The organism is Pararhizobium arenae (assembly GCF_001931685.1).
Classification (GTDB): domain Bacteria; phylum Pseudomonadota; class Alphaproteobacteria; order Rhizobiales; family Rhizobiaceae; genus Pararhizobium; species Pararhizobium arenae.
This window is the reverse complement of record NZ_MOOY01000005.1, coordinates 135,711-162,044: the sequence shown is the minus strand read 5'-3', so window position 1 is coordinate 162,044 and position 26,334 is coordinate 135,711. Positions and strand designations below refer to the sequence as shown.

The following is a 26,334-nucleotide window of genomic DNA, read 5'->3' as shown; positions in this document are numbered from 1 at the left end:
GAAGAAGAGCAATAATAGAGCAATGGCCCGACCCAAGGGGCCAGCGCTCGGGGATAATTTTCGGGAGGAAACCAATGGAAAAAAGATCGCAGCCGCTTGCCCGTGATGCCATGGCCTATGTTCTCGCAGGGGGCCGGGGAAGCCGCCTGAAGGAACTGACCGACCGGCGCGCAAAGCCCGCCGTCTATTTCGGCGGCAAGGCGCGCATCATCGATTTCGCGCTCTCCAACGCGCTCAATTCGGGTATCCGCCGCATCGGTGTGGCGACGCAGTACAAAGCGCACTCGCTGATCCGTCATCTGCAGCGCGGCTGGAACTTCCTGCGCCCCGAACGAAACGAGAGTTTCGACGTTTTGCCGGCCTCCCAGCGCGTTTCGGAAACGCAGTGGTATGAAGGCACGGCCGACGCCGTCTACCAGAACATCGACATTATCGAGGATCATGGCGTCGAGTACATGGTGATCCTTGCAGGCGACCATATCTACAAGATGGACTATGAATTGATGCTGCAGCAGCACGTCGATTCCGGCGCTGACGTCACCATCGGCTGCCTCGAAGTGCCCCGCATGGAAGCCACCGGCTTCGGCGTCATGCATGTCGACGACAAGGACCAGATCATTGCGTTCGTCGAGAAACCCGCCGATCCGCCGGGTATTCCCGGCAATCCGACCATGGCGCTTGCGTCGATGGGCATCTACGTGTTCCACACCAAGTTCCTGATGGACCTGCTGCGCCGCGATGCCGCCGACCCATCCTCCAGCCGCGATTTCGGCAAGGACATCATTCCCTACATCGTCCAGAACGGCAAAGCCGTCGCGCACCGGTTCAGCGAATCCTGCGTGCGCTCCGATTTCGAACGCGAAGCCTACTGGCGCGACGTTGGAACGATCGATGCCTACTGGCAGGCCAACATCGACCTGACGCATGTGACGCCGGAACTCGACATCTACGACAGCACCTGGCCCATCTGGACGTTTGCCGAAATCAAGCCGCCGGCAAAATTCGTTCATGACGACGAAAACCGGCGCGGCTCGGCGACGTCCTCGCTGGTCTCAGGCGACTGCATCATTTCCGGTGCGTCGCTCAACAGAAGCATGCTGTTTACCGGCGTTCGCGTGAACTCCTTCTCGCGGCTGGAAAATGCCGTCATCCTGCCGAACGTACGCATTGGCCGCCATGCCCAGCTCAAGAACGTCGTCATCGATGCCCGCGTCGTCATTCCGGAGGGCTTGGTCGTGGGTGACGACCCCGAGTTCGACGCCAAACGCTTCCGCCGTTCCGAAGGCGGCATATGCCTGATCACGCAGGCAATGATCGACAAGCTGGGCATGTAGCGATGCAGGTCCTTTCGGTCGCCTCCGAAGTGTTTCCGCTCGTCAAGACGGGTGGGCTTGCCGATGTGGCGGGCGCTCTCCCGGGGGCGCTTGCGCCCCATGGTGTGACGATGCGCACGCTGATGCCGGGCTATCCGGCCGTGATGCGGGCGATCGAGGGAGCAAAGGTTGTCGGCGGTTTTCCGAACCTGTTCGGAGCGCCGGCCTCCATTCTTGCGGTCGATCACAAAGGGCTGGACCTCCTGGTGCTCGACGCCCCCCATCTCTATGACCGCGACGGGGGACCCTATATGGACCGTGCCGGTCGCGATTATCCCGACAACTTTCGCCGTTTCGCCGGGCTTTCGCTGGCGGCAGCGGAAATCGCAGGCGGCGACGTCATCGACTGGAAACCTGATATTGTCCATGTGCACGACTGGCAGGCCGCGCTCACGCCGGTCTACATGCGCTTCGGTGCCGCGCATCAGACGCCCTCGGTGCTGACCATTCACAACATCGCCTTCCAGGGACTATTTGGCCCGAATGTGTTTCCGGAACTGGCCCTTCCGCCCGAAGCCTTTTCCGTCGATTACGTCGAGTATTACGGCAATGTCAGTTTCATGAAGGGTGGTTTGAAAACCGCCTGGGCCGTGACGACCGTCAGCCCGTCCTATGCCCAGGAAATTCTCACCCCCGAATTCGGCATGGGGCTGGAAGGCCTGCTTGCAGCCAGGCTCTCCACCCTCCACGGCATCGTCAACGGCATCGATACCGATATCTGGAACCCGCAGACGGACGCCAATCTTAAGACGACCTATGGTCCATCCGGCATCAAGAAGCGCGAAGCCAACAGGCAGGCGCTCTCCGCCCGCTTCGGTTTCGACCTGACGCCCGGCCCGATCTTCTGCGTTGTCAGCCGCCTGACGTTGCAGAAGGGCATGGACGTGCTGGCCGAGGTGATCGACGATCTCGTCGAGGCCGGCGGCAAGCTGGCCGTTCTGGGGTCCGGCGATCAGGTTCTGGAAGCTGCGTTCCTGTCTGCCGCCGCCCGCCATCCCGGCCGCGTCGGCATCGTCATCGGCTATGACGAGCCGCTTTCCCATCTGATGCAGGCAGGATCGGACGCGATCCTCATCCCGTCCCGCTTCGAACCTTGCGGTCTCACCCAGCTTTACGGCCTGCGCTATGGCTGCGTACCGGTGGTTGCCCGAACGGGCGGGCTGGCCGACACCATCATCGATGCCAATGAAGCGGCCCTTGCCGCCGGTGTCGCGACCGGCTTCCAATTTTCGCCTGTGACGGCCGATGGCTTGCGGCAGGCTCTCCGGCGCGTCTTCGCGCTCTATCACGACACAAAGGCCTGGAACCGCATGCAGGTTCAGGGCATGAAATCCGATGTTTCCTGGGATCTGAGCGCCGGCCGTTACGCTACGCTCTATTCAAGGCTTCTTGCGAAAGGCTGACACCATGATCAAAACCGTTGAGACGACACCCTACAACGACCAGAAGCCCGGCACGTCCGGCCTGCGCAAGAAGGTTCCGGTCTTCCAGCAGAAGAACTATGCCGAGAATTTCATCCAGTCGATCTTCGATAGCCTCGACGGCTTCAAGGGTGAAACGCTGGTGATCGGCGGCGACGGGCGTTACTACAACCGCGAAGCCATCCAGATCGCCATCAAGATGGCGGCGGCCAACGGTTTCGGCCGCGTGCTCGTTGGTCGCGGCGGCATTCTTTCGACGCCGGCCGCCTCCAACGTCATCCGCAAATACAAGGCCTTTGGCGGCATCGTGCTGTCTGCCAGCCACAACCCCGGCGGCCCGACCGAAGATTTCGGTATCAAGTACAATATCGGCAACGGCGGCCCGGCACCGGAAAAGATCACCGACGCCATCTATGCCCGCACCAAGGTCATCGACAGCTACAAGATCGTCGATGTCGCCGACATCAATCTCGACAGCGAAGGCAGTCAGGATGTTGCCGGCATGGAAGTCGTGGTGATCGACCCGGTTTCCGACTACGCCGAGCTGATGGAACAGCTTTTCGATTTCGGCGCGATCCGCCGGCTTCTGTCCAGCGGCTTCCGTATCGTCTTCGATGCCATGAGCGCCGTGACCGGCCCCTATGCCAAGGAAATTCTCGAGAACCGTCTCGGCGCAGCCAAGGGCTCGGTGCTGAACTTCATTCCGCTGCCGGATTTCGGCGGCCATCATCCCGACCCGAACCTTGTCCACGCGCGCGCCCTCTATGAGGAGATGATGGGCGACGACGCGCCGGACTTCGGCGCGGCTTCCGATGGCGACGGCGACCGCAACCTGATCATCGGCAAGGGCATCTTCATCACCCCTTCCGACAGCCTCGCCATGCTCGCCGCCAATGCCCAACTCGCGCCCGGTTACTCCAAGGGTCTTGCCGGCATCGCCCGCTCCATGCCGACTTCGGCGGCCGCCGACCGTGTGGCGGAAAAGCTGGGCATCGGCATCTACGAGACCCCGACCGGCTGGAAATTCTTCGGCAACCTGATGGATGCCGGCCTCGTCACCATCTGCGGCGAGGAAAGTGCGGGCACCGGCTCCAACCATGTGCGCGAGAAGGACGGTCTCTGGGCCGTGCTGCTGTGGCTCAACATCCTCGCCGTGCGGCAGGACAGCGTGCAGGAGATCGCCCGCCAGCATTGGATGATCTACGGCCGCAACTACTATTCGCGCCATGACTATGAGGAAGTGGATTCGGCCGCTGCCAACGGCCTTGTGGACGCGTTGCGCGCCCAGCTCGCCACCCTGCCCGGCAAGAGCTTTGGCGCGCTGAAGGTCGCAGCCGCCGACGACTTCTCCTACAACGATCCGGTCGACAAGTCGGTGAGCAACAACCAGGGCATCCGCATCCTGTTCGAGGGCGGCTCGCGCGTCGTGTTCCGCCTCTCCGGCACCGGCACGTCGGGCGCGACTCTGCGCGTCTATATCGAGCGCTACGAGCCCGATGCCGCCCGCCATGACATCGACACGCAGGAGGCCCTGGCTGACCTTATCGCCGTCGCGGACGAAATCGCCGGCATCAAGGAGCGGACCGGCCGTAACGAGCCGAGCGTCATCACCTGAGGCAAAAAGCTCAAGGAGGCGAAGCATGGTCACACGGATCGCCTCATGCGTTTGCGGGCAGCTGAGCATCGAGGTCAGCGGCGAACCTCTGGGCGTCGGGGTTTGCCACTGCCTTGCCTGCCAGCAACGAACCGGCAGCGTCTTTGCCGCGCTCGCTGCCTTCAAGGCACCTTATGTCGTGCGTGGCAAGACGACCGAATTTCTCCGCCTTGGCGATCAGGGCGGGCGCTTTACATTCCGCTTCTGCCCGGTCTGCGGCACCAACCTTTTCCATACGGAGGAGGGATATGAGGAGACATCCGTCGGCGTCGCCGTGGGTGCTTTCGCCGATCCGGATTTTCCGCCTCCGACCGACTCCGTCTACGACTGCCGCCGGCATGGCTGGGTGCAACTGCCGCCCGGCACCATCGTTTTCGACAAAGACCCGGAATGATCCCCTCTGCAAGGGATACGGAAAGCCGCTTGCCTTGAACGCCGGAACCGGGACACAGTCCGTAACGCCCCGTCCCTCACGCCTCATCGGGATATTGCCATGCCGAACGACACTTCGCCCGCAGCCCTTGGCGCCATCATCGGTCCCGATGGCACGAGTTTTTCCGTCTACTCGACGACCGCGAGCGGCATCGAACTCTGCCTGTTCGACGACACCGGCGAGACCGAACTGCGCCGGCTGCCGATGCAGCGCGGCGAGGACGATATCCATCGGCTGACTGTTGCCGATGCCGATGCCGGCGCCGGTACGCGCTACGGCTACCGCGCCCGGGGACGCTATGCGCCGGATGAAGGCATCTGGTTCGATCCCGCCAAGCTGCTGGTCGATCCCTACGCCATCGAACTCGACCGCCCGTTCCGACACGATACCCGCCTCAGCCAGTTCGGCGAAGACACGACCGATCTCGTGCCGCGCGCCATTGTCACCAGGCCTCATCATCTTGAGCCGGAGACCGTGCGCTTCACGCCGGGCGGTCTCGTTTATGAGGTTGCGGTCAAGCCCTTCACGATGCGTCATCCGGACGTGCCGGAGGCGATCCGTGGCACGGTCTCGGCACTCGCCCATCCGGCCGTGATTGCGCATCTGAAACACATCGGCGTTTCGGCCGTGGAGCTCATGCCGATCACCGCCTGGATCGACGAGCGTCACCTGCCGCCGCTCGGGCTCTCTAACGGCTGGGGTTACAATCCGATCGCGTTCATGGCACTCGATCCACGTCTCGTTCCCGGTGGCGTCAGGGAATTGCGCGAAACCGTCAGTGCACTCCACAAGGAAGGCATCGGCGTCATCCTCGATCTCGTCTTCAACCACTCCGGCGAGAGTGACCGCTGGGGCACGACCGTCTCGATGCGCGGGCTGGATAATCTCACCTACTATCGCCACGCGACCGACCGACCCGGAGAGCTGATCAACGATACCGGTTGCGGCAATACGATTGCCTGCGACAACCCGGTCGTGCGCCGGCTGATCCTCGACAGCCTCCGGCATTTCGTTCTCTCCGCCGGCATTGACGGCTTCCGCTTCGATCTCGGCTCTATCCTCGGCCGCGACATGAACGGCTTCAGCCGGGATGCGGCGCTGCTGCAGGAGATGCTGGCCGATCCGGTTCTGAAAGATCGTGTGCTGATTGCCGAACCCTGGGATATCGGACCGGGCGGCTACCAGCTCGGCAATTTCCCGCCGCCCTTCCTTGAGTGGAACGACCGCGCCCGCGACGATATCCGCCGCCACTGGCGCGGCGACGAGTACACCGTCGGATCGCTGGCGACCGCGCTCGCGGGCTCCTCCAACATCTTTTCCAGTCACGGGCTGACGCACACGCGCAGCGTCAATTTCATCGCCGCCCATGACGGCTTCACGCTGATGGACCTCGTTTCCTACGCCGAGAAGCACAACGAGGCGAATGGCGAAGACAATCGCGACGGCCACAACGAGAACTATTCCTGGAACAACGGCGCGGAAGGCCAGACGGACGATGCGGAAGTGCGCGCCTGGCGCAAGCGCGATGTGAAGGGCCTGCTCTCCACCCTCTTCGCCACCCGCGGCTCCATCATGCTGACGGCCGGCGACGAGGGCGGACGCAGCCAGCGCGGCAACAACAACGCCTATTGTCAGGACAACGACATCACCTATGTCGACTGGAATTCTCTCGATGGTGAGCTGATCGATCACACGGCCGCGCTTTCCGCGATCCGCATGCGTTTCGATGCCCTGCGGCAATCCGCATTCTTCACTGGCAATGGCGATATCGAATGGCTGCGCTTCAATGGCACGCCGATGACGACAGGCGATTGGGAAAGCCCGCAGACGGACACGCTGCTGATGCTGGTCGCAACGCAGGATGCGGTTCAAGAGAGACAGACCCGGCTCGCCATCGCCATCAACCGATCCCACGCGCCCCATGGCACCGAACTCCCGGCAAACGATGGCGCGCGCTGGCAACTGCTGCTGGGCGAAGACGCGGGCAGACCGGGCGTCACACCCGCGCGAAGTGTCAGTTTTCACGTCGAAATTTATTGATCCTCCCCTGAATGCGGCAATTGCGGGATATCCGCTCCGCGGCATATAACAACGCACGGGAGGCCATTCTCTTGAGGGATCCATGCCGCAGGAAATTTCACTTTCGGATGTCAAAGGCCTGGTCGGCAAGGAGATCGGCGTCTCCGACTGGATCACCGTCAGCCAGAAAGTCATCGACAGCTTTGCCGATGCGACGGACGACCATCAATTCATCCACACAGACCCGGTGCGCGCTGCGGCCGAGACCCCCTTCGGCGGCACGATCGCCCATGGCTTCCTGTCGCTGTCGCTGCTCTCAGCCATGAACTACAATTGCCTGCCCAAGGTGCGCGAGCAGACCATGGGCCTCAACTACGGCTTCGACAAGGTGCGCTTCATGACGCCGGTGAAAAGCGGCACCCGCGTCCGCGGCCGTTTCACCATGGCCGAAGCCCGCTTTCGCGGCGCCGGCATGGTGATGGTCACGTATGATGTTACGGTGGAAATCGAAGGGGAGCGTAAGCCAGCGCTGACGGCGAATTGGCTGACAATTATTCAGTTCGATCCCAAGGATCGGCCGGTGGACGCTTGAGCGTCCTACTTGCTCCGTCGTCCCCTCGCCCCGCTTGCGGGGAGAGGGTTAGGGTGAGGGGCAAATTTTCATCCTTGAGAATGCCAAGGCCCTGCCCCTCATCCGGCCTGTCGGCCACCTTCTCCCCGCATGCGGGGAGAAGGGATACGCGGCACCTGTTTCAATGCCCGGAATCTTCCGCGCCTTCAGCCAACAACCCCGAGACGTAAGGCGAAAACGAGCGCCAGCATTCCACCCGAAAAGCATCTTCCGCCGTGCGCATCAGCACGATCTCCGCCTTGCCGAAAACCGTGCGCGAGCAGGCGCCGACCGGGAAGACCGCCAAGGACAGGTCCTGCGGGCAGCCGCTGTTGAGGGTCGCTTCCGCACCGCGGCCCTTGACGAAGAGCGCCGTGTTGCGGTGGGAAATATCCGTTCCTGAATGCAGGACACCGCTGGAAACGGCGGCCGTCAGAAGATCGGCTTCCGTTTCATCGATGATCAGCCACTCATCCGGCCCGAGCCAGAGCGCGTGACGGCTGCCGGATGAGGCGGATGTCTTTGGCCGGGTCGGCAGATCGACGCCCAGCGCAGCCGAGAGGCTTGCGACGGCATCCGGCTTTGCCCGGAGCGACAGGCGGCTTGCCGGGGCGGCCGGAGAAACCGAGGCGGAGGCGGAGCCGCCGTGAAAGCCGGACAGCGGCAATGTGCGCGTTGCGAGATCAGCCATTGAGCCGCACTCCTTCCTTGTCGATAAACACCATCTCGCTCACCTCGACCGCAATCGTGCGATCGGGCATCGGGACATACAGCGTCTGGCCAAGCTTGGCCCTGCCATCGACGACAAGTGCCATGGCGATGGAGCGGCCGCAATTCTCCGACCAGTAGGACGAGGTGACATGGCCGAGCATGGTCATGGGCTTCGGCTGGTTCGGATCGGCAACGATCTGCGCGCCCTCCTCCAGCACCACATTCGGGTCCTTGGTCTTGAGGCCGACGAGCTGCTTGCGGCCGGACCGCACGAGATCCGGGCGCTTCAGGCCGCGGATGCCGACGAAATCCGGCTTCTTCTTGCCGACGGCCCAGCTGAGGCTCGCATCATCAGGCGTAACCGTACCGTCCGTATCCTGGCCGACGATGATATAGCCCTTTTCGGCACGCAGGATGTGCATGGCCTCGGTGCCGTAGGCGCAGCCGCCGGCCTTTTCGACTTCCGCACGGATGGCGTCCCAGACCGCCGGACCGAAATCAGCGGGCACGTTGACTTCGAAGCCCATTTCACCGGTGAACGACATGCGGAACAGCCGGGTCGGCACGCCGCAGATCTTGCCTTCACGCACGCTCATATGCGGGAAGGCCTCGTTGGAAAGATCAATGCCCTCAACCAGCGGCGCGATGACGTCGCGGGCCTTCGGCCCTTGAACCGCGATCACCGCCCACTGCTCGGTGGCCGACGTCAGCCAGACGTTCAGATGGGGGAACTCGGTCTGCAGATAGTCTTCCATGTGGTTCATGACGCGCGCGGCACCGCCCGTCGTCGTCGTCACGTGGAAACGATCTTCCGCCAGGCGGCCGACGACGCCATCGTCATAGACGAAACCATCTTCGCGCAGCATGATGCCGTAGCGCGTGCGGCCCGGCTTCAGCGTATCCCAGCTGTTGGTATAGATCAGGTTCAGGAAGGCGGCCGCATCCGGGCCGACGACCTCGATCTTGCCGAGCGTGGAGGCATCGAACATGCCGACGGTTTCGCGAACGGTCCTGCACTCACGGTTGACCGCCTGGTGCATGTCTTCGCCGGCGCGCGGATAGTACCAGGCGCGTTTCCACTGGCCGACATCCTCGAACACGGCACCTTCCGCTTCTTCCAAAGCATGCATCGGCGTCTTGCGGGTGGGGTCGAACAGTTCGCCACGCGAATGGCTGATCAGCGTGCCGAAGGTGACCGGGGTATAGGGTGCGCGGAAGGTGGTGAGACCCACTTCCGGGATACCGCGTCCCAGCGCTTCAGCCGCGATCGCCAGACCATGCAGGTTGGAAAGCTTGCCCTGATCGGTCGCCATGCCGTTGGTGGTGAAGCGCTTGATATGCTCGATCGAGTGCATGCCTTCGCGCACGGCCAGACGAATGTCCTTGGCGCAGACGTCGTTCTGGAAGTCGATGAAGGCCTTGACGGTCGTGTCTTCGCCCGCACCTTCCGCCGCACCGGACATGCCGCCGGTCCACTGGAAGGCGTTGGTCGCCTGCAGCTCGACCTTACCGGTCGCTTCAAAGCCAGAGGCCTTGGCCATCAGTTCGCCGGCTGCCAGCGCCTCCTCAATGGTGGCCTGCAAATCCGTCGTGCCGTTGCAGGCGCCGATGGACAGGCAATCCTGCGCATAGACGCCCGGCAAGAACGAGCCGCTTTCCGCATCGTAAGCGACCTTGCCGCGCGACTGGGAGAACATATGGACGGAGGGGGTCCAGCCGGCCGAGGTCAGGAGCGCATCGATCGCGATATTGCGCTTGGCGCTCGAACCGTTGCGGGCAACCGACATACCGGCGACACGCAGCTTGCCGGAGGTATCGATAACGCTGTGGCCGGTCAGCACTTCGATGCCGAGCGAACGGGCTTCGGCGAGAACGGCTTCGCCCGGCTTTTCGCGGCAATCGACGATGGCGGCGACGGTGACGCCGGCGCGCTTCAGGTCGAAGGCGGCCTCATAGGCAGAGTCGTTGGCGGTGTAGACGCCGACCTTGCGGCCGACGGCGACGCCGAAATGGTTGAGGTAGGTGCGCGCCGCCGCAGCCTGCATGATGCCGGGACGGTCGTTGTTGGCGAAGACCATGTGGCGCTCGATAGCACCGGTAGCGATGATCACACGCTTGGCACGGACCTGCCACATGCGCTCACGGGGCAGACGACGATCGGGCTTTGAAATGTGATCCGTCACGCGCTGCACGAGGGCGACGAAATTCTGGGCGTAGTACCCGAAGGCCGTCGTGCGGGTCAGCACCGTCACGTTCGACATCTTGGCAAGATCAGCCGCCGTCTTCTGCGCCCAGGTGAAGCCATCGACGCCATCGACGGTGACGCTCTTGTCGTAGTGCATCGCGCCGCCGACTTCCGGCTGCTCGTCGCAGAGGATGACGCGGGCGCCGGTCTTTGCCGCCGCAAGGGCCGCCGAAAGACCGGCGATACCGCCGCCGATCAACAGCACGTCGCAATGGGCGTAACGGCTGGAATAATGATCCGGGTCTTCTTCCTTCGGCGAAACGCCGAGGCCGGCGGCCGCGCGGATCTGCGGCTCGTAGATGTGCTTCCACGCCTGCTTCGGCCACATGAAGGTCTTGTAGTAGAAGCCGGCGGCGAAGAAGGGCGACAACAGGTTGTTGATCGAGCCGACGTCGAAGGAGAGCGACGGATAGCGGTTTTGCGAGATCGTCTTCATGCCGTCGAAGACTTCCTGCACCGTGGCGCGCACGTTCGGCTGCTGGCGGGCAGCGTCGCGCTCCACGCCGATCAGCGCGTTCGGCTCTTCCGGGCCTGCGGAGACAACGCCGCGCGGGCGGTGATACTTGAACGAGCGGCCGACGAGATGAACGCCGTTGGCCAGCAGCGCCGAGGCGACGGTGTCGCCCTCAAGCGCGTTGTAGCTCTTGCCGTCGAAGGTGAAGCGGGCGGTCCGTGCCGGGGTCAATCGGCCAGCGCCGGGAATGCGGTTTGCGCCGGTCATTTCGCGTTGGACTCCGTGGCTTCATAGGTTTCGACAGGGGCAGCCGGCGTTGTGGCATCCAAGTCCGGCTTCGGCAGGCCGGCCTTGTAGGTCAACTTGAACTTGTCGCTGACGGTATCGCGCGCCGCATTGAAGAAACGGCCGCAGCCATGGATATGGCGCCAGCGCTCGAAAATCAGCCCTTTCGGGTTGTCGCGCAGGAAGAAGAACTCTTCGAACTCTTCATCCGAGATATCGGCGATATTGGTCGGCCGGGCGATATGGGCATCGCCGGCGCCGCGGAATTCGAGCTCGGAACGCTCTTCCTCGCAATAGGGGCAATAGATCAGCAGCATGGGAAGCTCCCGGCACTTTGAAAGTCAGAAAACGAAATGTGCATGACAACCACCCTCAATGCGCCACGGCAGCCGCAGCCGCCTCATCGATCAGGCGTCCCGAGCGGAAGCGATCGAGGGTGAGGCCTGCAGCCAGCCGGTGCGGTTCGCCCTTGGCGATGAGATGGGCGAAGAGGTTGGCCGAGCCGGGGGTCGCCTTGAAGCCGCCGGTGCCCCAGCCGCAATTGACGAACAGGTTCGGAACCGGCGTCACGCCCTGGATCGCCGAACGATCCGGCGTGTTGTCGGTGATACCGCCCCACTGGCGCATCATCTTGACGCGGCGGAAGATCGGGAAGAGCTCGCAGATCGCATCCAGCGTATGGGTGATGATCTGCAGGCCGCCGGTCTGGGAGTAGGAGTTGTACTGGTCGGTGCCTGCGCCGATGACCAGTTCGCCCTTGTCGGACTGCGAGATATAGGCATGCACCGTGTTCGACATGACGACGCAAGGGAAAATCGGCTTCATCGGTTCCGACACCAGCGCCTGCAGCGGCACCGAATGCAGCGGCACGCGTACATCGGCCATCGCCATGACGACGGAGTTGTGACCCGAAGCGGAAACGCCGATCTTCTTCGCGCCGATAAAACCGCGGTTGGTATCGACACCCGTGACTTCACCGTTCGGGCCGCGACGGATGCCCTTCACTTCGCAGTTCTGGATGATGTGCACGCCGCGATCGGCAGCCGCACGGGCATAGCCCCAGGCGACGGCATCGTGACGGGCCGTGCCGCCGCGGCGCTGGAGGGCGGCGCCATTGATCGGATAACGCGCGCCGGCCGAGATATCGAGCGGCGGGCAGTAATCGCGCGCCTGCTCCGGCGTCAGCCACTCATTATCGATGCCGTAGAGGCGGTTGGCATGGATATGGCGCTTGAACACCTGCTGGTCATGGACATTGTGCGACAGCATCATGACGCCGCGCGGCGAATACATGACGTTGTAATTGAGCTCCTGGCTGAGATTTTCCCAAAGCTTCAGCGAATGCTCGTAGATGTCCATGCTCTCTTCATAGAGATAGTTGGACCGGATGATGGTGGTGTTTCGGCCGGTGTTGCCGCCGCCAAGCCAGCCCTTTTCCAGGACGGCGACATTGGTGATGCCGTGCTCCTTGGCGAGATAATAAGCGGCTCCGAGGCCATGACCGCCACCGCCGACGATGATGACGTCATATTCCTTGCGTGGCTCGGGCGAGGTCCATTGCGCTTCCCAACCCTTGTGGCCCCGCATCGCCTCGCGTGCCACGGCAAAAACCGAATATTTGCGCATCCGCCTCTTAAACTCCGTCCATCCGGGGAATTCCGTATTGCCCTAGAAATCGCAAATCCAGCCGATCCGCAACGGCTCTTTTGCGACGAAATCCGCCGCGCCTTGCACGTCTTGCGACATCGGTTCGCCGCGGATAATTTTGCCGGATTGCGGCAGCAACAGGTCTCGCTCAGCGAAAAATGCACGCCACGCCGCAATTTTCCGCCATCCATCCAGATCGCGGCTGGACTTCAGCGGGACGATCTGGTATCCGCTCTCCCCAATCGTAAAGCCTTCGGGCTCCGCGAACATCATTTTATTGCCTCGTCGACCTGACTTCGTGAGGCGGATAACTCGAACAAAGGAACGGGATTAACGTGCAGGTACTAGTCCGCGACAATAACGTCGATCAAGCGCTTCGCGCACTCAAGAAGAAGATGCAGCGCGAAGGTATCTTCCGCGAAATGAAGATGCGCGACTACTACGAAAAGCCTTCCCAGAAGCGCGCCCGCGAAAAGGCGGAAGCCGTTCGCCGCGTTCGCAAGCTGGCTCGCAAGCGCATGCAGCGCGAAGGCCTGATCAGCGGTGGCCGCACCGCAACAGCTGCACGCTGATCCGCGGCCTCGACGATTAGTTGGCATACCCGGCGGGGGCGACATGTCGCCACCGCCTTTTCTGTATGTGGCAGGCTCTCCTGCCAGCAGCCTGGTTAACCGATCATTCGGTTCGGGCGACGGCGTGCAAGACGCGCCATAATGTCTTCGGACATGGAGCGTAGCATCGACGGAGATGCTCCCGATTCGCTCTTCACTGGAAGTGCACATGGCTTGAGCGGGTACCGTCGGCGCATGTGTGACGAGCATCGCTTAATTGAGGAATCGATCTTGACATTGACTGCCAGGACTGCGGATTTTTCCGGTAAAATCTCCTTCGCGCGGCTGATCGGCCTTGCCGGCATCTTAACCGTGGCCGCGATCGGTCTTTCCGGCTGCCAGACGGCAGATCCGTCGGCCAACATGATGCGGGTGGAACGCGAGCAAGGCTCCGAACAGAACATCGCTTCCCTGTCGAACGTCATCGCGGCCAATCCCAACGATCCGGAAGGCTACAATGTCCGCGGATCGGCCTATGGCCGCGCGGGCGAGTTCCGCCGCGCCCTCGCAGACTTCAACAAGGCGCTCGAACTGAACCCGCAGTTCTACCAGGCGTACGCCAACCGCGCGCTGGTCGAGCGCAACATGGGTGACCAGGCGCAGGCGCAGGCCGATTACAACCGCGCCCTGCAGCTCAACCCGCGCTACGACGTCGCCTATATCGGTCGCGGCAATCTCTATCGCCAGGCGGGCCAGCTCGATGCGGCCTTTGCCGATTTCAACAAGGCAATCGACCTCGATACGACCGATCCTCGCGCGTATCACAATCGCGGCCTGATCTATCAGGCCCGCAACCAGCATGGGCAGGCGATCGAGGATTTCTCGACGGCGATCTCGCTGGCACCGAATTCGCCCGAGCCCTATAACGGCCGCGGCATTTCCTATGTCGCGCAGAACGACAACGACAACGCCTTTGCGGACTTCAACACCGCGATCACGCTCAACGGCAACATCGCAGAATCCTGGGCCAATCAGGCGCTGGTCTATGAGCGCCAAGGCAACCTTGAAAAGGCCAAGCGCTCTTACGCGCATGCGCTGAAGCTCGATCCGAAATACGAACCCGCGAGCGCCGGACTCGCACGCGTCAAGGGCGGCGGCGGCGCCTGACCGGGAAATCCGATATCGATCATTGACTTGCCGGAAAGCGGCAGCCTATCGTCCCGGAGAATTTTCATTCTCCGGGATTTTTCGTGGCATGAGCTCCAAGAAGGTAACGGTCGTGGGCGCCGGGATTATCGGCGCATCGATCGCATGGCATCTGACAGAGGCAGGCGCCGAGGTCACCCTTATCTCCAGCGAGCGCGGCGGTGTGGCAACCCCGCGCTCCTTTGCCTGGATCAATGCAAGCTGGGGCAACAGCCACGCCTATTTCGGCTTTCGCGCCCGTGCGATGCAGGAGTGGAAGCGGCTTGCAGCAGCGGTTCCAGCCATCCCCTACACCGAATGCGGCGGGATCTGCTGGGACCTGCCGCCCGAGCAGTTGAAAGCCTATGCGGAAGAACATGCCGGCTGGGGCTACGATATCCGGACCGTCACCCGCGAGGAGATCGCCCGGATGGAGCCGCATCTGGCCGACCTGCCGCAATTCGCTCTTCATGCCGCCGGCGAAGCCGCAGCTGACCCGCTGGCAACGGCGCAGGCGCTGATCGATGGTGCGAAGGCCAAGGGCGCCAAGCTGCTTGAAGAAACTGTCCTGTCACTGGACATGGAGAACGGCCGCATCATCGGACTTGCGACATCCGAGGGCAACCACGAAACCGACGAGATCATCCTCGCCGCAGGCGTCGGCGCCGTCAGTCTCGCGGCCACGGCTGGTATCACCCTGCCGGTGAAATCACCGCCGGGCCTGCTCGTTCATTCCAAGCCTACTGGCAAAATCCTGAACGGCCTCGTCATCGGAGAAAAGGCCCATATTCGCCAGACCGGCGATGGCCGCATCGTTGCCGGCAGCGACTTTGGCGGGACGGACCCCGGCACGGAACCCGACAAGGCCGCTGCGGAACTCTTCCAAACGGTACAAGCCATGCTGCCGGGCGCCGGGCTTGAACTGGATCACTATACGGTCGGCTACAGGCCGACGCCAAAAGACGGCCTGCCGATTATCGGGCCCACCAGCTGCGAGGGGCTTTACGTGGCCGTCATGCATTCAGGGGTGACACTGGCGCCACTGGTCGGCAAGCTTGTCGCGGCCGAAGTCCTCGCAGAACCGCAGGACGAGCTTCTTGCGCCGTATCGGCTTTCGCGGTTCGCCTCGATCGCCGACGCATAACCGGCATCAAAAAGGGCGGCCACGTCGTGCGTGGCGCCCTTCAGCAGTTTGCGCTTAACGCAGCAGAACGAAGCCGGCGATGTTCAGAAGGACAAACAGAACAAGAGCTGTGAAAAAACCGGCGCTTGTAAAAAAGCCGGCAGCCATGGCGATCAGCAGTGCAACGCAGAACAGCGTGCCGTACTTCGTTGCGCCCAGGAAGAAATTGTATGTCTTCTCGTGCTCGGCGTAATCCATCGGCGCGCCTGTTTCGACCGGTCCGGTATGATGCTCAGCCATCGTCCATTGTCTCCCTGATATCCGGCAATGCGGGCCGCAGGCGGCATCGCCGTCACAATTCACTGCAAAGGCGGCATGCCGAACACCTCATCTCGACAGCCCCTAGCTGCCCTTACACAAAGCCGTGGGAGAGCGCAACGAAAACCCGCGAAACGGGCTGCGGCAGATGGCTGCGCCCGGCCTTTTGAACAGCTATCGCCGGTCAGGTCCGACGCCCCGAAAGATGAGACCGCGCCCTGCTCTGCGTATTCATCGCCAGACGCGCCGTTGGAAGTATGGTGAGGGGCGTCGGCTTTGCCCGCCGGTCGCCGAACATCATGCGACGCTCGAAAGGCTCGCTGTCGAAAAACGGAAAGCGCTTGTAAAGCCAGGGCCTGATCTCGCGCACACGCGCCGCAAGCAGGGTCAGATCGATCCTGTAGTCGCCGCAGTTCTTCTGCGGCTCGACAATGGTGTCCGCATCGAAGACCCGCCGATAAAACGCTGCGTGCTGCGGCTTCACCAGCGACAGGCAGCGATCGACGTCGAAATGCTCCGATGCCATCGTCGCCACGCGCAGCGTCAGGTATGGAATGGCCGGCATTTCCTTGAGCACCAGCGGATCTGCGGCAAGGCGGACAGGATCGATCAGGCTCATGCCGGCATCCAGAAACGCATTGATCTCCTTGCCGAAAATGCCCGCGGAGGAACTGACGCGATGATCAGGCGTGACGTGATGAACACGCACCGTGCTGATCAGCCGCTCCCTGTAATAGATACCGAAAACGTAGGCTTGACTGTCGAAATCGACCTCGTCGATCAGACTGTTGCCCGTTACCGGCAGGATATCGGCCATCTTGTAGGCCTTCGCGCGGATACGGGCGACCTCTTCCATATCCTCGCCCGTTTCGACGCGGCGATACTCGACCCGATCCAGAATTTCCAGCAGCCGATCAGCAAACCGGCTCTCCGACGCATTACTCACACTCATGGACGACGCCCCTCTGACGGAACAGTCATCCTACAAACGGCGGGCCCTCACAATAATTTTAATAAAATCTTAAGGGTAAACCATTTGTTAACCTTAACAAATGGTTAACGCTAAAGTTCGCGTCCGCTTACATAGTTGGAAACAGGCGCGCAACCCGCGGGATCAGGCAATCAGCTGGCCGCGGCCCTTCGGCAATCGGGAGCTCCGCTCCAGCGTCTCGGTCAGCGCCTCGACGGCTTGCGACGAGATCGGCGCGGAAAACACATAGCCCTGCACCAGGTCGGCGCATTTGAACTCGTTGATCAGCGCCAGCTGGTCCGTGGTTTCGACACCTTCGATCACTGTCTTCAGCCCGAGTTCGCGGGAAAGATTGACTGTGCCGCGCAGGAGTTTGAATCGCCGCGCATCCTCACGGATGTTGCGGACGAAAGATCGATCGATCTTGATGATGTCGAGCGGCAGGGCATCGAGATAGCTGAGGCTTGAATAACCCGTGCCGAAATCGTCGATCGCAATGGTAATACCGCGCGCGCGCAGTTCCTGCAGGATGGTCTGGACCTTTGCTGTCTCCTCCATCAGGCAGCTTTCGGTGACTTCAAGATGCAGGCGCGACGGCGGCAAACCCGTTTCCGCGAGCGTCTCCATCACGACGGAGATGATCTCGCTGCTGCGAAGATCGAGAACCGAGAGATTGACGGACACCGACATATGCCCCGGCCATGTCATGCAATCGCGGCAGGCTTGCCGCAGCACGAACCTGGTGATGTCCGTCACCAGACCGATTTCCTCGGCAAGCGGGATGAACACGATCGGGGACACCGGGCCGCGTTCAGTGTGATTCCAGCGTGCCAGAGCTTCGCAGCACTCGATCCGCGACCCATCCGGCACGAACATCGGCTGATAGGCGACCGAAAGCCCATCCTTGTCCACCGCTTCGCGCAGATCGGCCTTCAGCGCCTGCCGATCGAGATAGGTCGCATCCATCTGCGCCTCGAAGGCCGTGCATCCGCCCTTGTTGCGGTTCTTGCTTTCAAACAGAGCAAGATCGGCCTTGATCTGGGTGTCTTCGATCCGGAAATCGGTGCTGGGGAGGATCACGTAGCCTGCGCTCATAGAAATGTTGAACGTAAAGCCATCGGCCTGATAGGCACCGCGCAACTGGGAATGCAGGCCGCGCATGCGTGCCTCAAGGTCACGCCGGTTACCCTCATTCGGAAAGAAGAGAACGAACTCGTCGCCCATCAGGCGCGCGACGATCGCCTTGTCGGCGCTCAGCCGCTTCAATCGCTCGGCAATCGCAGCCAGAAGGCGATCGCCGACAATATGGCCGCGGGTGTCGTTGACATGCTTGAACTCGGCGACATCGACGACCATGTAGCCGACCTTGCCGGGCCGTTTGCGCTCCGCAAGCGCGTTCTGGACCAGATCGGCAAAATAATCGCGATTTGGAAGGCCTGTGAGCGCGTCGAAGCGCACCATCTGAAGGATTTTCTTTTCCGCAAGCACGCGCGCCGTCACATCCTCGAAGATGAGCACGATGCCGCCATTCGGCCGGTTGCGGGCGGCAAATTCCAGATAAAGATCATCCGAGAAAGGGATAAGCGCGCGCGACCGCTGTCCTTTCGTCAACTCGTCGAGCTGGCGAAGAACCTGCTTGGCCTGATCCATTTCCAGGAAGGTGTGGCGGACCCCGTAGCGAAGCACGGCGTCGAGGTGGCAGTCCTTCAACCGCTCCTGATCGCCAAGATTGAGAAGCTCGCATGCGCGCTTGTTCACGACGAGGATGCGGCCCTTTTCATCGAGCATGAAAAGGCCGTGCGTCATGTTGTTGAGCGCCAGATCGAAGCGCTCGGCGATCGTCGCGATCTCCCTTGCCGCCACCACATTCCTGTGCAGGAACTCCCGAACACCTTTTGCCATCTGCCAGGTGGTGACGATGAACGGCACCATCAGCACGGCAAGCAACGCCATGAACCGATCCTGCGTCGCCAGAAGACCGATGATGATCGGACCGCAGGCCGAGAGTGTCATGATGATCACGGCGCGCGCCGAGCCGTAGTTGCGGCCGACGATCGATACCATGGTCGCGAGCGTCACCGAGATGCAGGCCAGCTCGGCAAAGGCATCGCGACTGACGAGAATGCTGTAACCGCACGCGGTTCCCAGCGTCACCGTCGCGCAGACGGCACCGATGTTGTAGCGGTTTTCCCACCGGCGGATACCGTCATGGGAGAGAGCCGCTATATCGATGCGGTCGAACTGGCGCATGCCGGTCGTACGGACCGCCCAGATCAAGGCGATACAGAACCCGCAGCCAAGGTAGAACGGATCGCTCGTCTTTGCGAAAACGAGCAGATAGGTCACGACATGCGACAGCATGCCGACCAAAAGCGTCCGCCTGTTTTCATAAAGAGAGCCGACAAACGACCGATACACATCGATCGAAAGAGCGCCCTGTTCATTAGAATTCATGAACCTTCTGCTCCGGTTTGTCGAAGTGTTATTCCCGAGGGTTTAACGAAAGATTTCGCAAAAAGGCCGGCTAAAAGGCGATCGCGCAGACATGCAATGCACTTAAAGATAGAAATTCAACCCAATATTGCAGTTGAACATGCAAGTTATTCTATTTCACAACCATACATGGGCGCAACGGCAGAAAACTCATATATTTCAACAACCCCTATATTTGTCGAAAAATATCATATCTCCCGAAATGGTTACCGTGTTTCTAAGAACAGACAGCTACATCTTGTTGCGGGCGCAACATGCTGCCTGCGGAACGACCGGCAGCGCTCGCTTGCGAGCCGGCTGGCAATAGGCTAGGCCAGTGCCCATATCCAGCGATAAGAATTTGCGGAGCCGCTGCATGTCAAAACCCTTTGTTGTGATCCCCGCCGATTTTCGGGCATTCGACGGCAATGTCTGGCATGCGGTTCCCCACCAATATGTTCGGGCAGCCGTCGAGGGGGCGGATGTCATGCCCTTTCTTGTGCCGGCGCTCGAAACCGGTAACGAGCCCGACGCCATTCTCGATCGTGTCGATGGCGTTCTGCTCAGCGGCTCGCGCACCAATGTCCACCCTTCCTATTACAAGGCCGAAGCGCGCGAAATCGACGGCCCCTTCGATCCCGGCCGCGACGCAACCGTGATGCCGCTGATCCGGCGCGCATTGGAAAGGGGTATCCCCCTCCTCGCGATCTGCCGCGGTATCCAGGAACTCAACGTCGCTCTGGGCGGCACACTCGCATCCGACATTCAGGAGCAACCCGGGATCTGGGACCATCGCAAACCGGACGTGCCGGAGCTCGACATCGCCTATGGCATTCGCCAGACGGTTCTGGTCAAGGAGGGCAGTTGCCTTGCCTCGGTGCTCGGAAGCGGTGAAGTGCGCGTCAACTCCCTGCACCGCCAGGCAATCTCGAGTGCAGCCCCCCAGCTTGCCATCGAGGCTCTTGCCGAGGACGGCACGGTGGAAGCGGTGTCGGTCATCGGGGCGAAGGCCTTCGCTGTCGGCGTGCAATGGCATCCGGAATACTGGGTCGGCAAGGATACGCCGTCCAACAAGCTGTTTGCTGCCTTTGGCGACGCCGTCAGGGCCTATGCCCAGAGCAAGACAAAAGTGACAGCGTAAGCTTTCACTTATCCTTTGTTGCGTTCGAACGGCGTTTCGGGCACAGGCGTCAGCGCCTCCCCCTTCGAAAACCACGCAATCAGATTGTCGACCACCAGATTGCCCATGGCATTGCGTGTCGCCTCGGAAGCCGAAGCGACATGCGGCAGCAGGGAGACATTCTCGAGTGCCATAAGGGCTTCGGGGACGTGAGGCTCGTTTTCGAAGACATCGAGGCCGGCGGCGGCGATGACGCCGTTCTGCAGGGCCGCGATCAGATCATTCTCATCGACCGTGCTGCCGCGGCCGACATTGATCAGAACACCGTTCTTCCCGAGGGCCGAAAGAACCTCTCCATTGACGGTCGCCCGCGTGCTTTCTGTTCCCGGCACGATGACGACAAGCGTATCGACCGCCTCAGCCAGCGCCTTCAGTGTTGGATAATGGATGTATTCGACATCATCGCGTCTGCTGCGGCTATGGTAGGCAATCGAAACGCCAAACGCTTCCAGCCGTCGCGCGATCGCAAGCCCGATGCGGCCCAGACCGTAGAGGCCGACCGACCTGCCCCTCAAGGTCAACGGCGAAAGGGGAAAGGCGCCATCCTTGACCCACCGCCCCTGGCGCAGATATTGCTCGGCCACCGGCAACCGGCGAAGCGTGTTCAGGAGGAGGCCAACGGCCGTATCCGCGACTTCGTCATTCAAGACATCCGGCGTGTTGGTGACGACAATGCCCCGGGATGCCGCGTGGCCCGCATCGACACCATCATAGCCAACGCCGAAGTTGGCGATGATTTCAAGTTTCGGAAAAGCATCCATCAGTTCCGTCGGCAAAGCGCCCTGAACGGCAATGGCCGACACGCGCTCAGCGACGTCTTGCGTTACCAGAGCCGGGTCGCTTGATGCCAGCCACACCAGCTCGAAGCTCTCCGGCAGTCTGTCGAGAACACGCTGGCTCATCTTGCCGGGAACGATGACGGTAGGGCGCGGATGGGCCATGGCTTGTCTCCGGAATGGAAGGGAAGGGTCAGTCGTGATGATTGGTCCGCAGCGGACCGGTCGATTGCCGGATGCGCATCTCCGGCTTGATCAGGTGAATACCGTCCGGTTCGTGGCTGCCGTTCAATTTGTCGAGAAGCGCGCGGGCAGCGCTGCGCCCGACCTCCGCCTGGCCGTTCCACACGGTGGTCAGCGCCGGGGTCGCGATCGAGGCGTCCTCAAGATCGTCGTACCCCGTCACGGATACGTCGCGCCCGGGGACCAGACCGGCGCGCGCAATACCGTTCATCATGCCGATGGCCACCAGATCGTTCCAGCAGACGACGGCGGTCGGCTTCTGCGGCAGGGAGAGAAGATGCACGGCCGCCTCGAAACCGCCCTGCATGGTGCGGGGACCCGGAATTCGCAGGTTCGGATCAACCTCTATATTGGCCTTGCGCAGAGCCATCACATACCCCTGATAGCGATCGCGGCCCGTTGATGTCTGGTCCGTACCGCCCACCATGGCGATGACCCGATGACCGAGGCTGATGAGGTGGTTTGTCGCGAGCGAGATTCCATAGGCGTCGTCACCCCGGAAAATCGGCACCTCCACCCCTTCGATGGAGCGGGCGACGAGGATGGCCGGCATGCCATTGTCTTCCGCAAGCTGGATATCCTCCGGCGGTGTGCCGATGGCTGGCGACATGATGACGCCGTCGCCACCAAGCTGCAGAAGGGTCTCGATAAAAGCGCGCTGCTTTTCGACGGAATCGTAATGATTGGAGAGAATGAAGGTCTGCCGGTCACGGTCCAGCTCAGCCTCGATGGCTTTCAGGATTTCGCCGTAGAACGGGTTCATGATGTCGTGCACGACGACACCGACAATGCCCGAACGCGACGTTCTGAGGCTGGCGGCCCGGCGGTTGTAAATATAGCCCAGAGCCCGCGCCTGCTCCTTGATCTTGTCGCGGGTGACGGCGGCAACAAGCGGGCTGTCACGAAGGGCAAGGGACACAGTTGCCGTGGATACGCCGAGCGTTTCGGCGATCGTCGAAAGCTTGATCTTCTGGGCCACGTCCCCTCCCCCGCGCTGGGCGCGGATATCCGTCTTTTTAAATTCCTCTTAAACTGTTTAAAAGCGTGCCGCAATCGTCAATCGTCGTCATCATCCTCAAGGGGGGTAACGCCCTGAAGGTTGCTGTCGACTGCCCGTAGCAGCTTCATCAGCGTCCTGACCTGTTTTTCGCTGAGGCCACGCGTCGCGATCTCCTCCGAGGCTTTGCCGGCTGCCGCGATGCTGTCGAGGCGATCACGTCCCACGGAAGTCAGGTAAACTTTCGTCAGCCGGGCGTCATCCGCATCGGCGCGGCGCTCAAGGAAGCCCTGTGCTTCCATGCGGCCGATCGTACGGGTCATGGTGGGTGCCTTGACGCCGAGCCGGGCGGCGAGCGCGCCCGCTGTCAGCCCATCCGTTTCGGCAAGCGAAAGCATCACCCCGTCCTGTCCGGCATAGAGACCGCTTTCCAGCAGATTTCGCGAAAGGACGGTCCGCATGGAGCGGGCTGCCTGCACCAGGGCCGAGGCGAGATCTGGCGCGCCGGCCGTCAGCTCATGCTTCTTCTTGCCCTTTGCTTTCTTTTCGGCCTTGCTTTTCTTTCCCATTGATCCTCCAGCAAAATGCTTGCGCGGCCTTACCCGCCTTGTATGACTCGAATAACCCGCAGACCGCAAGGTGCAAGCAGAGGCTAGGTAAACGCATGGCAAGGCCAGCAGTGCATTGGAAAGACAATACTTCCGCCCTCAACCCGAAAGAGCGGGCGCGGTGGATTGCCGTCTTGCCACTCGGCGCCCATGAGCAGCACGGCCCGCATCTGCCGCCGGAAACGGATACGATTATCGCGGAAGGCCTGGTAGAACGAACCATCGCGCGCTTGCCGGCGCATCTTCCGGTCACGTTCCTGCCCGTTGAGCCGATCGGCTATTCCGTCGAGCACCTCGATTTTGCCGGGACGAAAAGCTTCTCTTACAACGAGGCCATTACCCAATGGCTGGATAGAGCGGCGGAGCTTTCCAGCCTCGGCATCCGCAAGATGGTGATGTTCAACGCCCATGGGGGCAATTCGCCGCTGATGACAATCGTTGCGACCGAGGCCCGCGTGCGATGGAACATGCTCGCCGTCGCGACAAGCTGGACGCGCTTCGGTCAGCCCGATGGCTTTATCGACCCGAGAGACAAGGCTATCGATATCCATGGCGGCGATATCGAAACCTCGGTGATGCTGGCTCTCGCCCCTTCGCAGGTCGATATGGACAAGGCCGCGCCCTTTCCCTCGCGCCAAAGCCGGTTTGCCGCGGAATTCCGGCATCTGCGTGCCTATGGACCGCATGCCTTCGGATGGAAGATGCAGGATCTGAACGAGGACGGAGTGGCCGGGAATGCGTCCGCAGCCACCGCCGAACGGGGCGAACAACTGATCGAACATGCCGTTGGTGGCTTCATCGAGTTGCTGGAGGACGTCGACCGGTTCGACCTCTCCCTACTCCGCTAGACTTTTCACATCCGCTATTTGCGCTTGCCGCTTTCCTCTCCTATATCAGCAGCGACCGTGCCTGCAGGCACCCGTGAATTTCCCTCGAGGTTCCCATGACCGAAGCTTCCGTAAACAAGCCTATCCCCGTCACCGTTCTGACAGGCTATCTCGGCGCCGGAAAAACGACGCTCCTCAACCGCATTCTCTCCGAAAACCATGGCCGCAAATACGCGGTCATCGTCAACGAGTTCGGCGAGATCGGCATCGACAACGACCTGATCGTTGAGTCGGACGAAGAAATCTATGAAATGAATAATGGCTGCGTCTGCTGCACGGTTCGCGGCGACCTGATCCGCGTCGTCGAAGGCCTGATGCGCCGCCCCGGCCGCTTCGATGCCATCATCGTCGAAACCACCGGCCTTGCTGATCCGGTTCCTGTCGCCCAGACCTTTTTCATGGACGACGACGTGCGCGCCAAGACCGAGCTCGATGCCGTCGTGGCGCTGGTGGATGCCAAGCACCTGCCGCTGCGCCTGAAGGACAGCCGTGAAGCCGAAGACCAGATCGCCTTTGCCGACGTCGTGCTGCTCAACAAGACCGACCTCGTTTCGCCGGAGGAACTCGCGAAGATCGAGGCGACGGTGCGTGTCATCAACCCGTCCGCCCGCATCTATCGCACCCAGCGTTCCGAAATCGACCTGAAAAAGGTTCTCGATCAGGGCGCTTTCAATCTGGAACGCGCGCTCGAAAACGATCCGCATTTTCTCGATCACGATCATCACCATCATGATCACGCCTGCGGCCCGGATTGCGACCATGACCACCATCATCACGGTCACGATCATCATCACCATGATCATGGCCACCACCATCACCATGATGCGCCTTCGGCGATCCATGATGTGACGGTGCAGTCGGTATCGCTGCGTGGCGGTGAGATGAACCCGGACCGTTTCTTCCCCTGGATTCAGAAGATCACCCAGACGGAAGGGCCGAACATCCTGCGCCTCAAGGGCATCATCGCCTTCCAAGGTGATGCGGAACGCTATGTGGTTCAAGGCGTGCACATGATCATCGAGGGCGATCACCAGCGTCCGTGGAAAGATGGCGAGAAGCGCGAAAGCCGCCTCGTCTTCATCGGCCGCGAGCTTGATCGCGAAAAGCTGGAACGCACCTTCAAGGCCTGCGAGGCCAACGTGGCCGCCGAGGCACAGCCGAACTGATGCCGACAGTCGCTCCCCTCGATCTTGAAGGCCACGTCGTTGGCGTGGCCTATCTGAAGGACGTTCCGGTTTTTGCCGAGGCCTCCGGCCTCGTGCATCGCCTCGATCACGGCCATAAGACGGCTGAAGTTCACCAAGGATTGCTGGCAGCCGTTCATGATGCGGCGAGCGACACGCTGCTGACCGGCGGCGAAGACGGGCGCGTCGTGCGCACGACCGCTGACGGGACGACAACCGAGCTTGCCGCCGTTCCGCGCAAGTGGATTTCGCAGGTCGCAGCCGGACCGCAGGGCGCGGTTGGCTATGCTTCGGGGCGGACCGCCTATGTGCGGCTTGCGGACGGAACCATCAAGGAATTCACCGAGCAGCGCACGGTCGAGGGCATCGGCTTTGCGCCCAAGGGCATGCGTATCGCGCTCGCCCGCTACAATGGCGTGACGCTGCATTGGGTCGCGACATCCGGCCAGCCGGTCGATCTCGAATGGAAGGGCGCCCATACCGGCGTCAGCTTCTCTCCCGATGGCCGCTTCCTCGTCACCACCATGCAGGAAAATGCCCTGCATGGCTGGAAGCTCGACACCAAGCCCGGCGCGGAAACCCGCCACATGCGCATGACCGGCTATCCCGCCAAGGTGAAGTCCACCTCCTGGTCCGCCAAGGGCAAGTGGCTCGCCTCTTCCGGCGCACCGGCCGCCATCGTCTGGCCGTTCCAGTCGAAGGACGGACCGATGGGCAAAGCGCCGCTGGAACTCGGCACCCGCGCCAACATCATGGTGACGCAGGTCTGCTGCCACCCGACGGAAGAGATCGCCGCTCTCGGCTTCGCCGACGGCATGATCCTCGTCGTGCGTTTCGCGGACAGCAAGGAAGTGCTGTTGCGCCGTCCGGGCAAGGGCGCCATTTCCGCCATGGCCTGGAACAACGATGGCCGCCAACTGGCTTTCGGCAGCGAGACCGGCGACTGCGGCGTCATCGACATCGCCGGCTGAGTGTTCTGGCAGGCCCG

Annotated in this window: 24 protein-coding genes; 13 read left to right on the top strand and 11 right to left on the bottom strand. The window is 61.6% G+C overall.

Features of this window, described 5'->3' with window-relative positions; all coding sequences use genetic code 11:
• Window positions 1-74 precede the first annotated feature (74 nt).
• The 6 genes from glgC to BLX89_RS12500 all read left to right on the top strand — a co-directional run bounded on the left by glgC (window position 75) and on the right by BLX89_RS12500 (window position 7,492).
• A complete protein-coding gene (gene glgC / locus BLX89_RS12525; protein WP_075291253.1) occupies window positions 75-1,334 on the top strand; it encodes a glucose-1-phosphate adenylyltransferase in 1,260 nt (419 codons plus the stop codon).
• Window positions 1,335-1,336: 2 nt separating this feature from the next.
• On the top strand, window positions 1,337-2,776 hold the full coding sequence (gene glgA, locus BLX89_RS12520; protein WP_075291252.1) for a glycogen synthase GlgA: 1,440 nt from the start codon (window positions 1,337-1,339) through the stop codon (window positions 2,774-2,776).
• A 4-nt stretch (window positions 2,777-2,780) separates the two neighbouring features.
• Window positions 2,781-4,409 (top strand): alpha-D-glucose phosphate-specific phosphoglucomutase, encoded by a 1,629-nt coding sequence (locus BLX89_RS12515; RefSeq protein WP_075291251.1) that lies wholly within the window; start codon window positions 2,781-2,783, stop codon window positions 4,407-4,409.
• Window positions 4,410-4,434: 25 nt separating this feature from the next.
• Entirely contained in the window at window positions 4,435-4,842 is a 408-nt protein-coding gene (locus BLX89_RS12510; RefSeq protein ID WP_075291250.1) for a GFA family protein, read from the top strand.
• Between the two features lie 99 nt (window positions 4,843-4,941).
• Window positions 4,942-6,921 (top strand): glycogen debranching protein GlgX, encoded by a 1,980-nt coding sequence (gene glgX / locus BLX89_RS12505; protein ID WP_075291249.1) that lies wholly within the window; start codon window positions 4,942-4,944, stop codon window positions 6,919-6,921.
• A gap of 82 nt (window positions 6,922-7,003) precedes the next feature.
• Window positions 7,004-7,492 (top strand): MaoC family dehydratase, encoded by a 489-nt coding sequence (locus tag BLX89_RS12500; RefSeq protein WP_075291248.1) that lies wholly within the window; start codon window positions 7,004-7,006, stop codon window positions 7,490-7,492.
• A gap of 160 nt (window positions 7,493-7,652) precedes the next feature.
• On the opposite strand, the gene soxG is transcribed toward BLX89_RS12500, so the two are convergent.
• From soxG to BLX89_RS12475, 5 genes are read right to left on the bottom strand one after another with little or no spacing between them, the layout of a single operon-like run.
• Window positions 7,653-8,201, bottom strand: coding sequence for a sarcosine oxidase subunit gamma family protein (soxG, locus tag BLX89_RS12495; protein WP_075291247.1), 549 nt, complete (start codon window positions 8,199-8,201; stop codon window positions 7,653-7,655).
• Window positions 8,194-11,187, bottom strand: a complete 2,994-nt coding sequence (locus BLX89_RS12490) for a sarcosine oxidase subunit alpha (protein ID WP_075291246.1) — start codon at window positions 11,185-11,187, stop codon at window positions 8,194-8,196. The genes soxG and BLX89_RS12490 overlap by 8 nt, the downstream gene beginning before the upstream one ends.
• Window positions 11,184-11,522 (bottom strand): sarcosine oxidase subunit delta family protein, encoded by a 339-nt coding sequence (locus tag BLX89_RS12485; RefSeq protein WP_075291245.1) that lies wholly within the window; start codon window positions 11,520-11,522, stop codon window positions 11,184-11,186. Before BLX89_RS12485 ends, BLX89_RS12490 begins: the two co-directional genes overlap by 4 nt.
• A 55-nt stretch (window positions 11,523-11,577) precedes the next feature.
• Window positions 11,578-12,831 (bottom strand): sarcosine oxidase subunit beta family protein, encoded by a 1,254-nt coding sequence (locus BLX89_RS12480; protein ID WP_075291244.1) that lies wholly within the window; start codon window positions 12,829-12,831, stop codon window positions 11,578-11,580.
• Between the two features lie 42 nt (window positions 12,832-12,873).
• Window positions 12,874-13,125, bottom strand: a complete 252-nt coding sequence (locus BLX89_RS12475) for a hypothetical protein (protein ID WP_075291243.1) — start codon at window positions 13,123-13,125, stop codon at window positions 12,874-12,876.
• Between the two features lie 62 nt (window positions 13,126-13,187).
• Between BLX89_RS12475 and rpsU the strand changes: the two genes are divergently transcribed.
• The 3 genes from rpsU to BLX89_RS12460 all read left to right on the top strand — a co-directional run bounded on the left by rpsU (window position 13,188) and on the right by BLX89_RS12460 (window position 15,732).
• Complete coding sequence (gene rpsU, locus BLX89_RS12470) at window positions 13,188-13,424, top strand: 30S ribosomal protein S21 (protein WP_075291242.1); 237 nt, start codon at window positions 13,188-13,190, stop codon at window positions 13,422-13,424.
• 276 nt (window positions 13,425-13,700) lie between these two features.
• The gene (locus tag BLX89_RS12465) at window positions 13,701-14,570 is read left to right on the top strand and encodes a tetratricopeptide repeat protein (RefSeq protein ID WP_425348614.1); all 870 of its coding nucleotides are present in this window, start codon (window positions 13,701-13,703) and stop codon (window positions 14,568-14,570) included.
• 88 nt (window positions 14,571-14,658) lie between these two features.
• A complete protein-coding gene (locus BLX89_RS12460; RefSeq protein WP_075291241.1) occupies window positions 14,659-15,732 on the top strand; it encodes an NAD(P)/FAD-dependent oxidoreductase in 1,074 nt (357 codons plus the stop codon).
• A gap of 54 nt (window positions 15,733-15,786) precedes the next feature.
• On the opposite strand, the gene BLX89_RS12455 is transcribed toward BLX89_RS12460, so the two are convergent.
• The 3 genes from BLX89_RS12455 to BLX89_RS12445 all read right to left on the bottom strand — a co-directional run bounded on the left by BLX89_RS12455 (window position 15,787) and on the right by BLX89_RS12445 (window position 19,453).
• On the bottom strand, window positions 15,787-16,011 hold the full coding sequence (locus BLX89_RS12455; protein WP_075291240.1) for an aa3-type cytochrome c oxidase subunit IV: 225 nt from the start codon (window positions 16,009-16,011) through the stop codon (window positions 15,787-15,789).
• Between the two features lie 202 nt (window positions 16,012-16,213).
• On the bottom strand, window positions 16,214-16,981 hold the full coding sequence (locus tag BLX89_RS12450; protein ID WP_075291239.1) for an N-acyl amino acid synthase FeeM domain-containing protein: 768 nt from the start codon (window positions 16,979-16,981) through the stop codon (window positions 16,214-16,216).
• 162 nt (window positions 16,982-17,143) lie between these two features.
• Window positions 17,144-19,453: a putative bifunctional diguanylate cyclase/phosphodiesterase gene (locus BLX89_RS12445; protein ID WP_075291238.1), complete on the bottom strand. Its 2,310-nt coding sequence runs from the start codon at window positions 19,451-19,453 to the stop codon at window positions 17,144-17,146.
• A 394-nt stretch (window positions 19,454-19,847) separates the two neighbouring features.
• Between BLX89_RS12445 and BLX89_RS12440 the strand changes: the two genes are divergently transcribed.
• Complete coding sequence (locus BLX89_RS12440; RefSeq protein WP_075291237.1) at window positions 19,848-20,612, top strand: gamma-glutamyl-gamma-aminobutyrate hydrolase family protein; 765 nt, start codon at window positions 19,848-19,850, stop codon at window positions 20,610-20,612.
• 8 nt (window positions 20,613-20,620) lie between these two features.
• Here the strand turns inward: BLX89_RS12440 and BLX89_RS12435 are convergent, their stop codons facing one another.
• The 3 genes from BLX89_RS12435 to BLX89_RS12425 all read right to left on the bottom strand — a co-directional run bounded on the left by BLX89_RS12435 (window position 20,621) and on the right by BLX89_RS12425 (window position 23,236).
• Complete coding sequence (locus BLX89_RS12435; protein WP_075291236.1) at window positions 20,621-21,592, bottom strand: 2-hydroxyacid dehydrogenase; 972 nt, start codon at window positions 21,590-21,592, stop codon at window positions 20,621-20,623.
• Between the two features lie 28 nt (window positions 21,593-21,620).
• On the bottom strand, window positions 21,621-22,649 hold the full coding sequence (locus BLX89_RS12430) for a LacI family DNA-binding transcriptional regulator (RefSeq protein WP_075291235.1): 1,029 nt from the start codon (window positions 22,647-22,649) through the stop codon (window positions 21,621-21,623).
• Window positions 22,650-22,726: 77 nt separating this feature from the next.
• Complete coding sequence (locus BLX89_RS12425; protein WP_075291234.1) at window positions 22,727-23,236, bottom strand: MarR family winged helix-turn-helix transcriptional regulator; 510 nt, start codon at window positions 23,234-23,236, stop codon at window positions 22,727-22,729.
• A 95-nt stretch (window positions 23,237-23,331) separates the two neighbouring features.
• On the opposite strand from BLX89_RS12425, the gene BLX89_RS12420 reads away from it, so the two are divergent.
• The 3 genes from BLX89_RS12420 (at window position 23,332) to BLX89_RS12410 (ending at window position 26,317) form a co-directional block, all read left to right on the top strand.
• Window positions 23,332-24,123 carry a creatininase family protein gene (locus BLX89_RS12420; RefSeq protein WP_075291233.1) on the top strand — a complete coding sequence of 264 codons (792 nt, stop codon included), beginning with the start codon at window positions 23,332-23,334 and terminating at the stop codon, window positions 24,121-24,123.
• Window positions 24,124-24,218: 95 nt separating this feature from the next.
• The gene (locus tag BLX89_RS12415; protein ID WP_075291232.1) at window positions 24,219-25,328 is read left to right on the top strand and encodes a CobW family GTP-binding protein; all 1,110 of its coding nucleotides are present in this window, start codon (window positions 24,219-24,221) and stop codon (window positions 25,326-25,328) included.
• Window positions 25,328-26,317, top strand: a complete 990-nt coding sequence (locus tag BLX89_RS12410) for a WD40 repeat domain-containing protein (protein ID WP_075291231.1) — start codon at window positions 25,328-25,330, stop codon at window positions 26,315-26,317. Before BLX89_RS12415 ends, BLX89_RS12410 begins: the two co-directional genes overlap by 1 nt.
• Window positions 26,318-26,334 lie beyond the last annotated feature (17 nt).

Excerpts from the sequence above, each read along its gene's own strand:
- glgC (WP_075291253.1), top strand. The coding sequence starts at position 75 with ATGGAAAAAAGATCGCAGCCGCTTGCCCGTGATGCCATGGCCTATGTT.
- glgA (WP_075291252.1), top strand. The coding sequence starts at position 1,337 with ATGCAGGTCCTTTCGGTCGCCTCCGAAGTGTTTCCGCTCGTCAAGACG.
- BLX89_RS12515 (WP_075291251.1), top strand. The coding sequence starts at position 2,781 with ATGATCAAAACCGTTGAGACGACACCCTACAACGACCAGAAGCCCGGC.
- BLX89_RS12510 (WP_075291250.1), top strand. The coding sequence starts at position 4,435 with ATGGTCACACGGATCGCCTCATGCGTTTGCGGGCAGCTGAGCATCGAG.
- glgX (WP_075291249.1), top strand. The coding sequence starts at position 4,942 with ATGCCGAACGACACTTCGCCCGCAGCCCTTGGCGCCATCATCGGTCCC.
- BLX89_RS12500 (WP_075291248.1), top strand. The coding sequence starts at position 7,004 with ATGCCGCAGGAAATTTCACTTTCGGATGTCAAAGGCCTGGTCGGCAAG.
- soxG (WP_075291247.1), bottom strand. The coding sequence starts at position 8,201 with ATGGCTGATCTCGCAACGCGCACATTGCCGCTGTCCGGCTTTCACGGC.
- BLX89_RS12490 (WP_075291246.1), bottom strand. The coding sequence starts at position 11,187 with ATGACCGGCGCAAACCGCATTCCCGGCGCTGGCCGATTGACCCCGGCA.
- BLX89_RS12485 (WP_075291245.1), bottom strand. The coding sequence starts at position 11,522 with ATGCTGCTGATCTATTGCCCCTATTGCGAGGAAGAGCGTTCCGAGCTC.
- BLX89_RS12480 (WP_075291244.1), bottom strand. The coding sequence starts at position 12,831 with ATGCGCAAATATTCGGTTTTTGCCGTGGCACGCGAGGCGATGCGGGGC.
- BLX89_RS12475 (WP_075291243.1), bottom strand. The coding sequence starts at position 13,125 with ATGATGTTCGCGGAGCCCGAAGGCTTTACGATTGGGGAGAGCGGATAC.
- BLX89_RS12460 (WP_075291241.1), top strand. The coding sequence starts at position 14,659 with ATGAGCTCCAAGAAGGTAACGGTCGTGGGCGCCGGGATTATCGGCGCA.
- BLX89_RS12455 (WP_075291240.1), bottom strand. The coding sequence starts at position 16,011 with ATGGCTGAGCATCATACCGGACCGGTCGAAACAGGCGCGCCGATGGAT.
- BLX89_RS12450 (WP_075291239.1), bottom strand. The coding sequence starts at position 16,981 with ATGAGTGTGAGTAATGCGTCGGAGAGCCGGTTTGCTGATCGGCTGCTG.
- BLX89_RS12445 (WP_075291238.1), bottom strand. The coding sequence starts at position 19,453 with ATGAATTCTAATGAACAGGGCGCTCTTTCGATCGATGTGTATCGGTCG.
- BLX89_RS12440 (WP_075291237.1), top strand. The coding sequence starts at position 19,848 with ATGTCAAAACCCTTTGTTGTGATCCCCGCCGATTTTCGGGCATTCGAC.
- BLX89_RS12435 (WP_075291236.1), bottom strand. The coding sequence starts at position 21,592 with ATGGCCCATCCGCGCCCTACCGTCATCGTTCCCGGCAAGATGAGCCAG.
- BLX89_RS12425 (WP_075291234.1), bottom strand. The coding sequence starts at position 23,236 with ATGGGAAAGAAAAGCAAGGCCGAAAAGAAAGCAAAGGGCAAGAAGAAG.
- BLX89_RS12420 (WP_075291233.1), top strand. The coding sequence starts at position 23,332 with ATGGCAAGGCCAGCAGTGCATTGGAAAGACAATACTTCCGCCCTCAAC.
- BLX89_RS12415 (WP_075291232.1), top strand. The coding sequence starts at position 24,219 with ATGACCGAAGCTTCCGTAAACAAGCCTATCCCCGTCACCGTTCTGACA.
- BLX89_RS12410 (WP_075291231.1), top strand. The coding sequence starts at position 25,328 with ATGCCGACAGTCGCTCCCCTCGATCTTGAAGGCCACGTCGTTGGCGTG.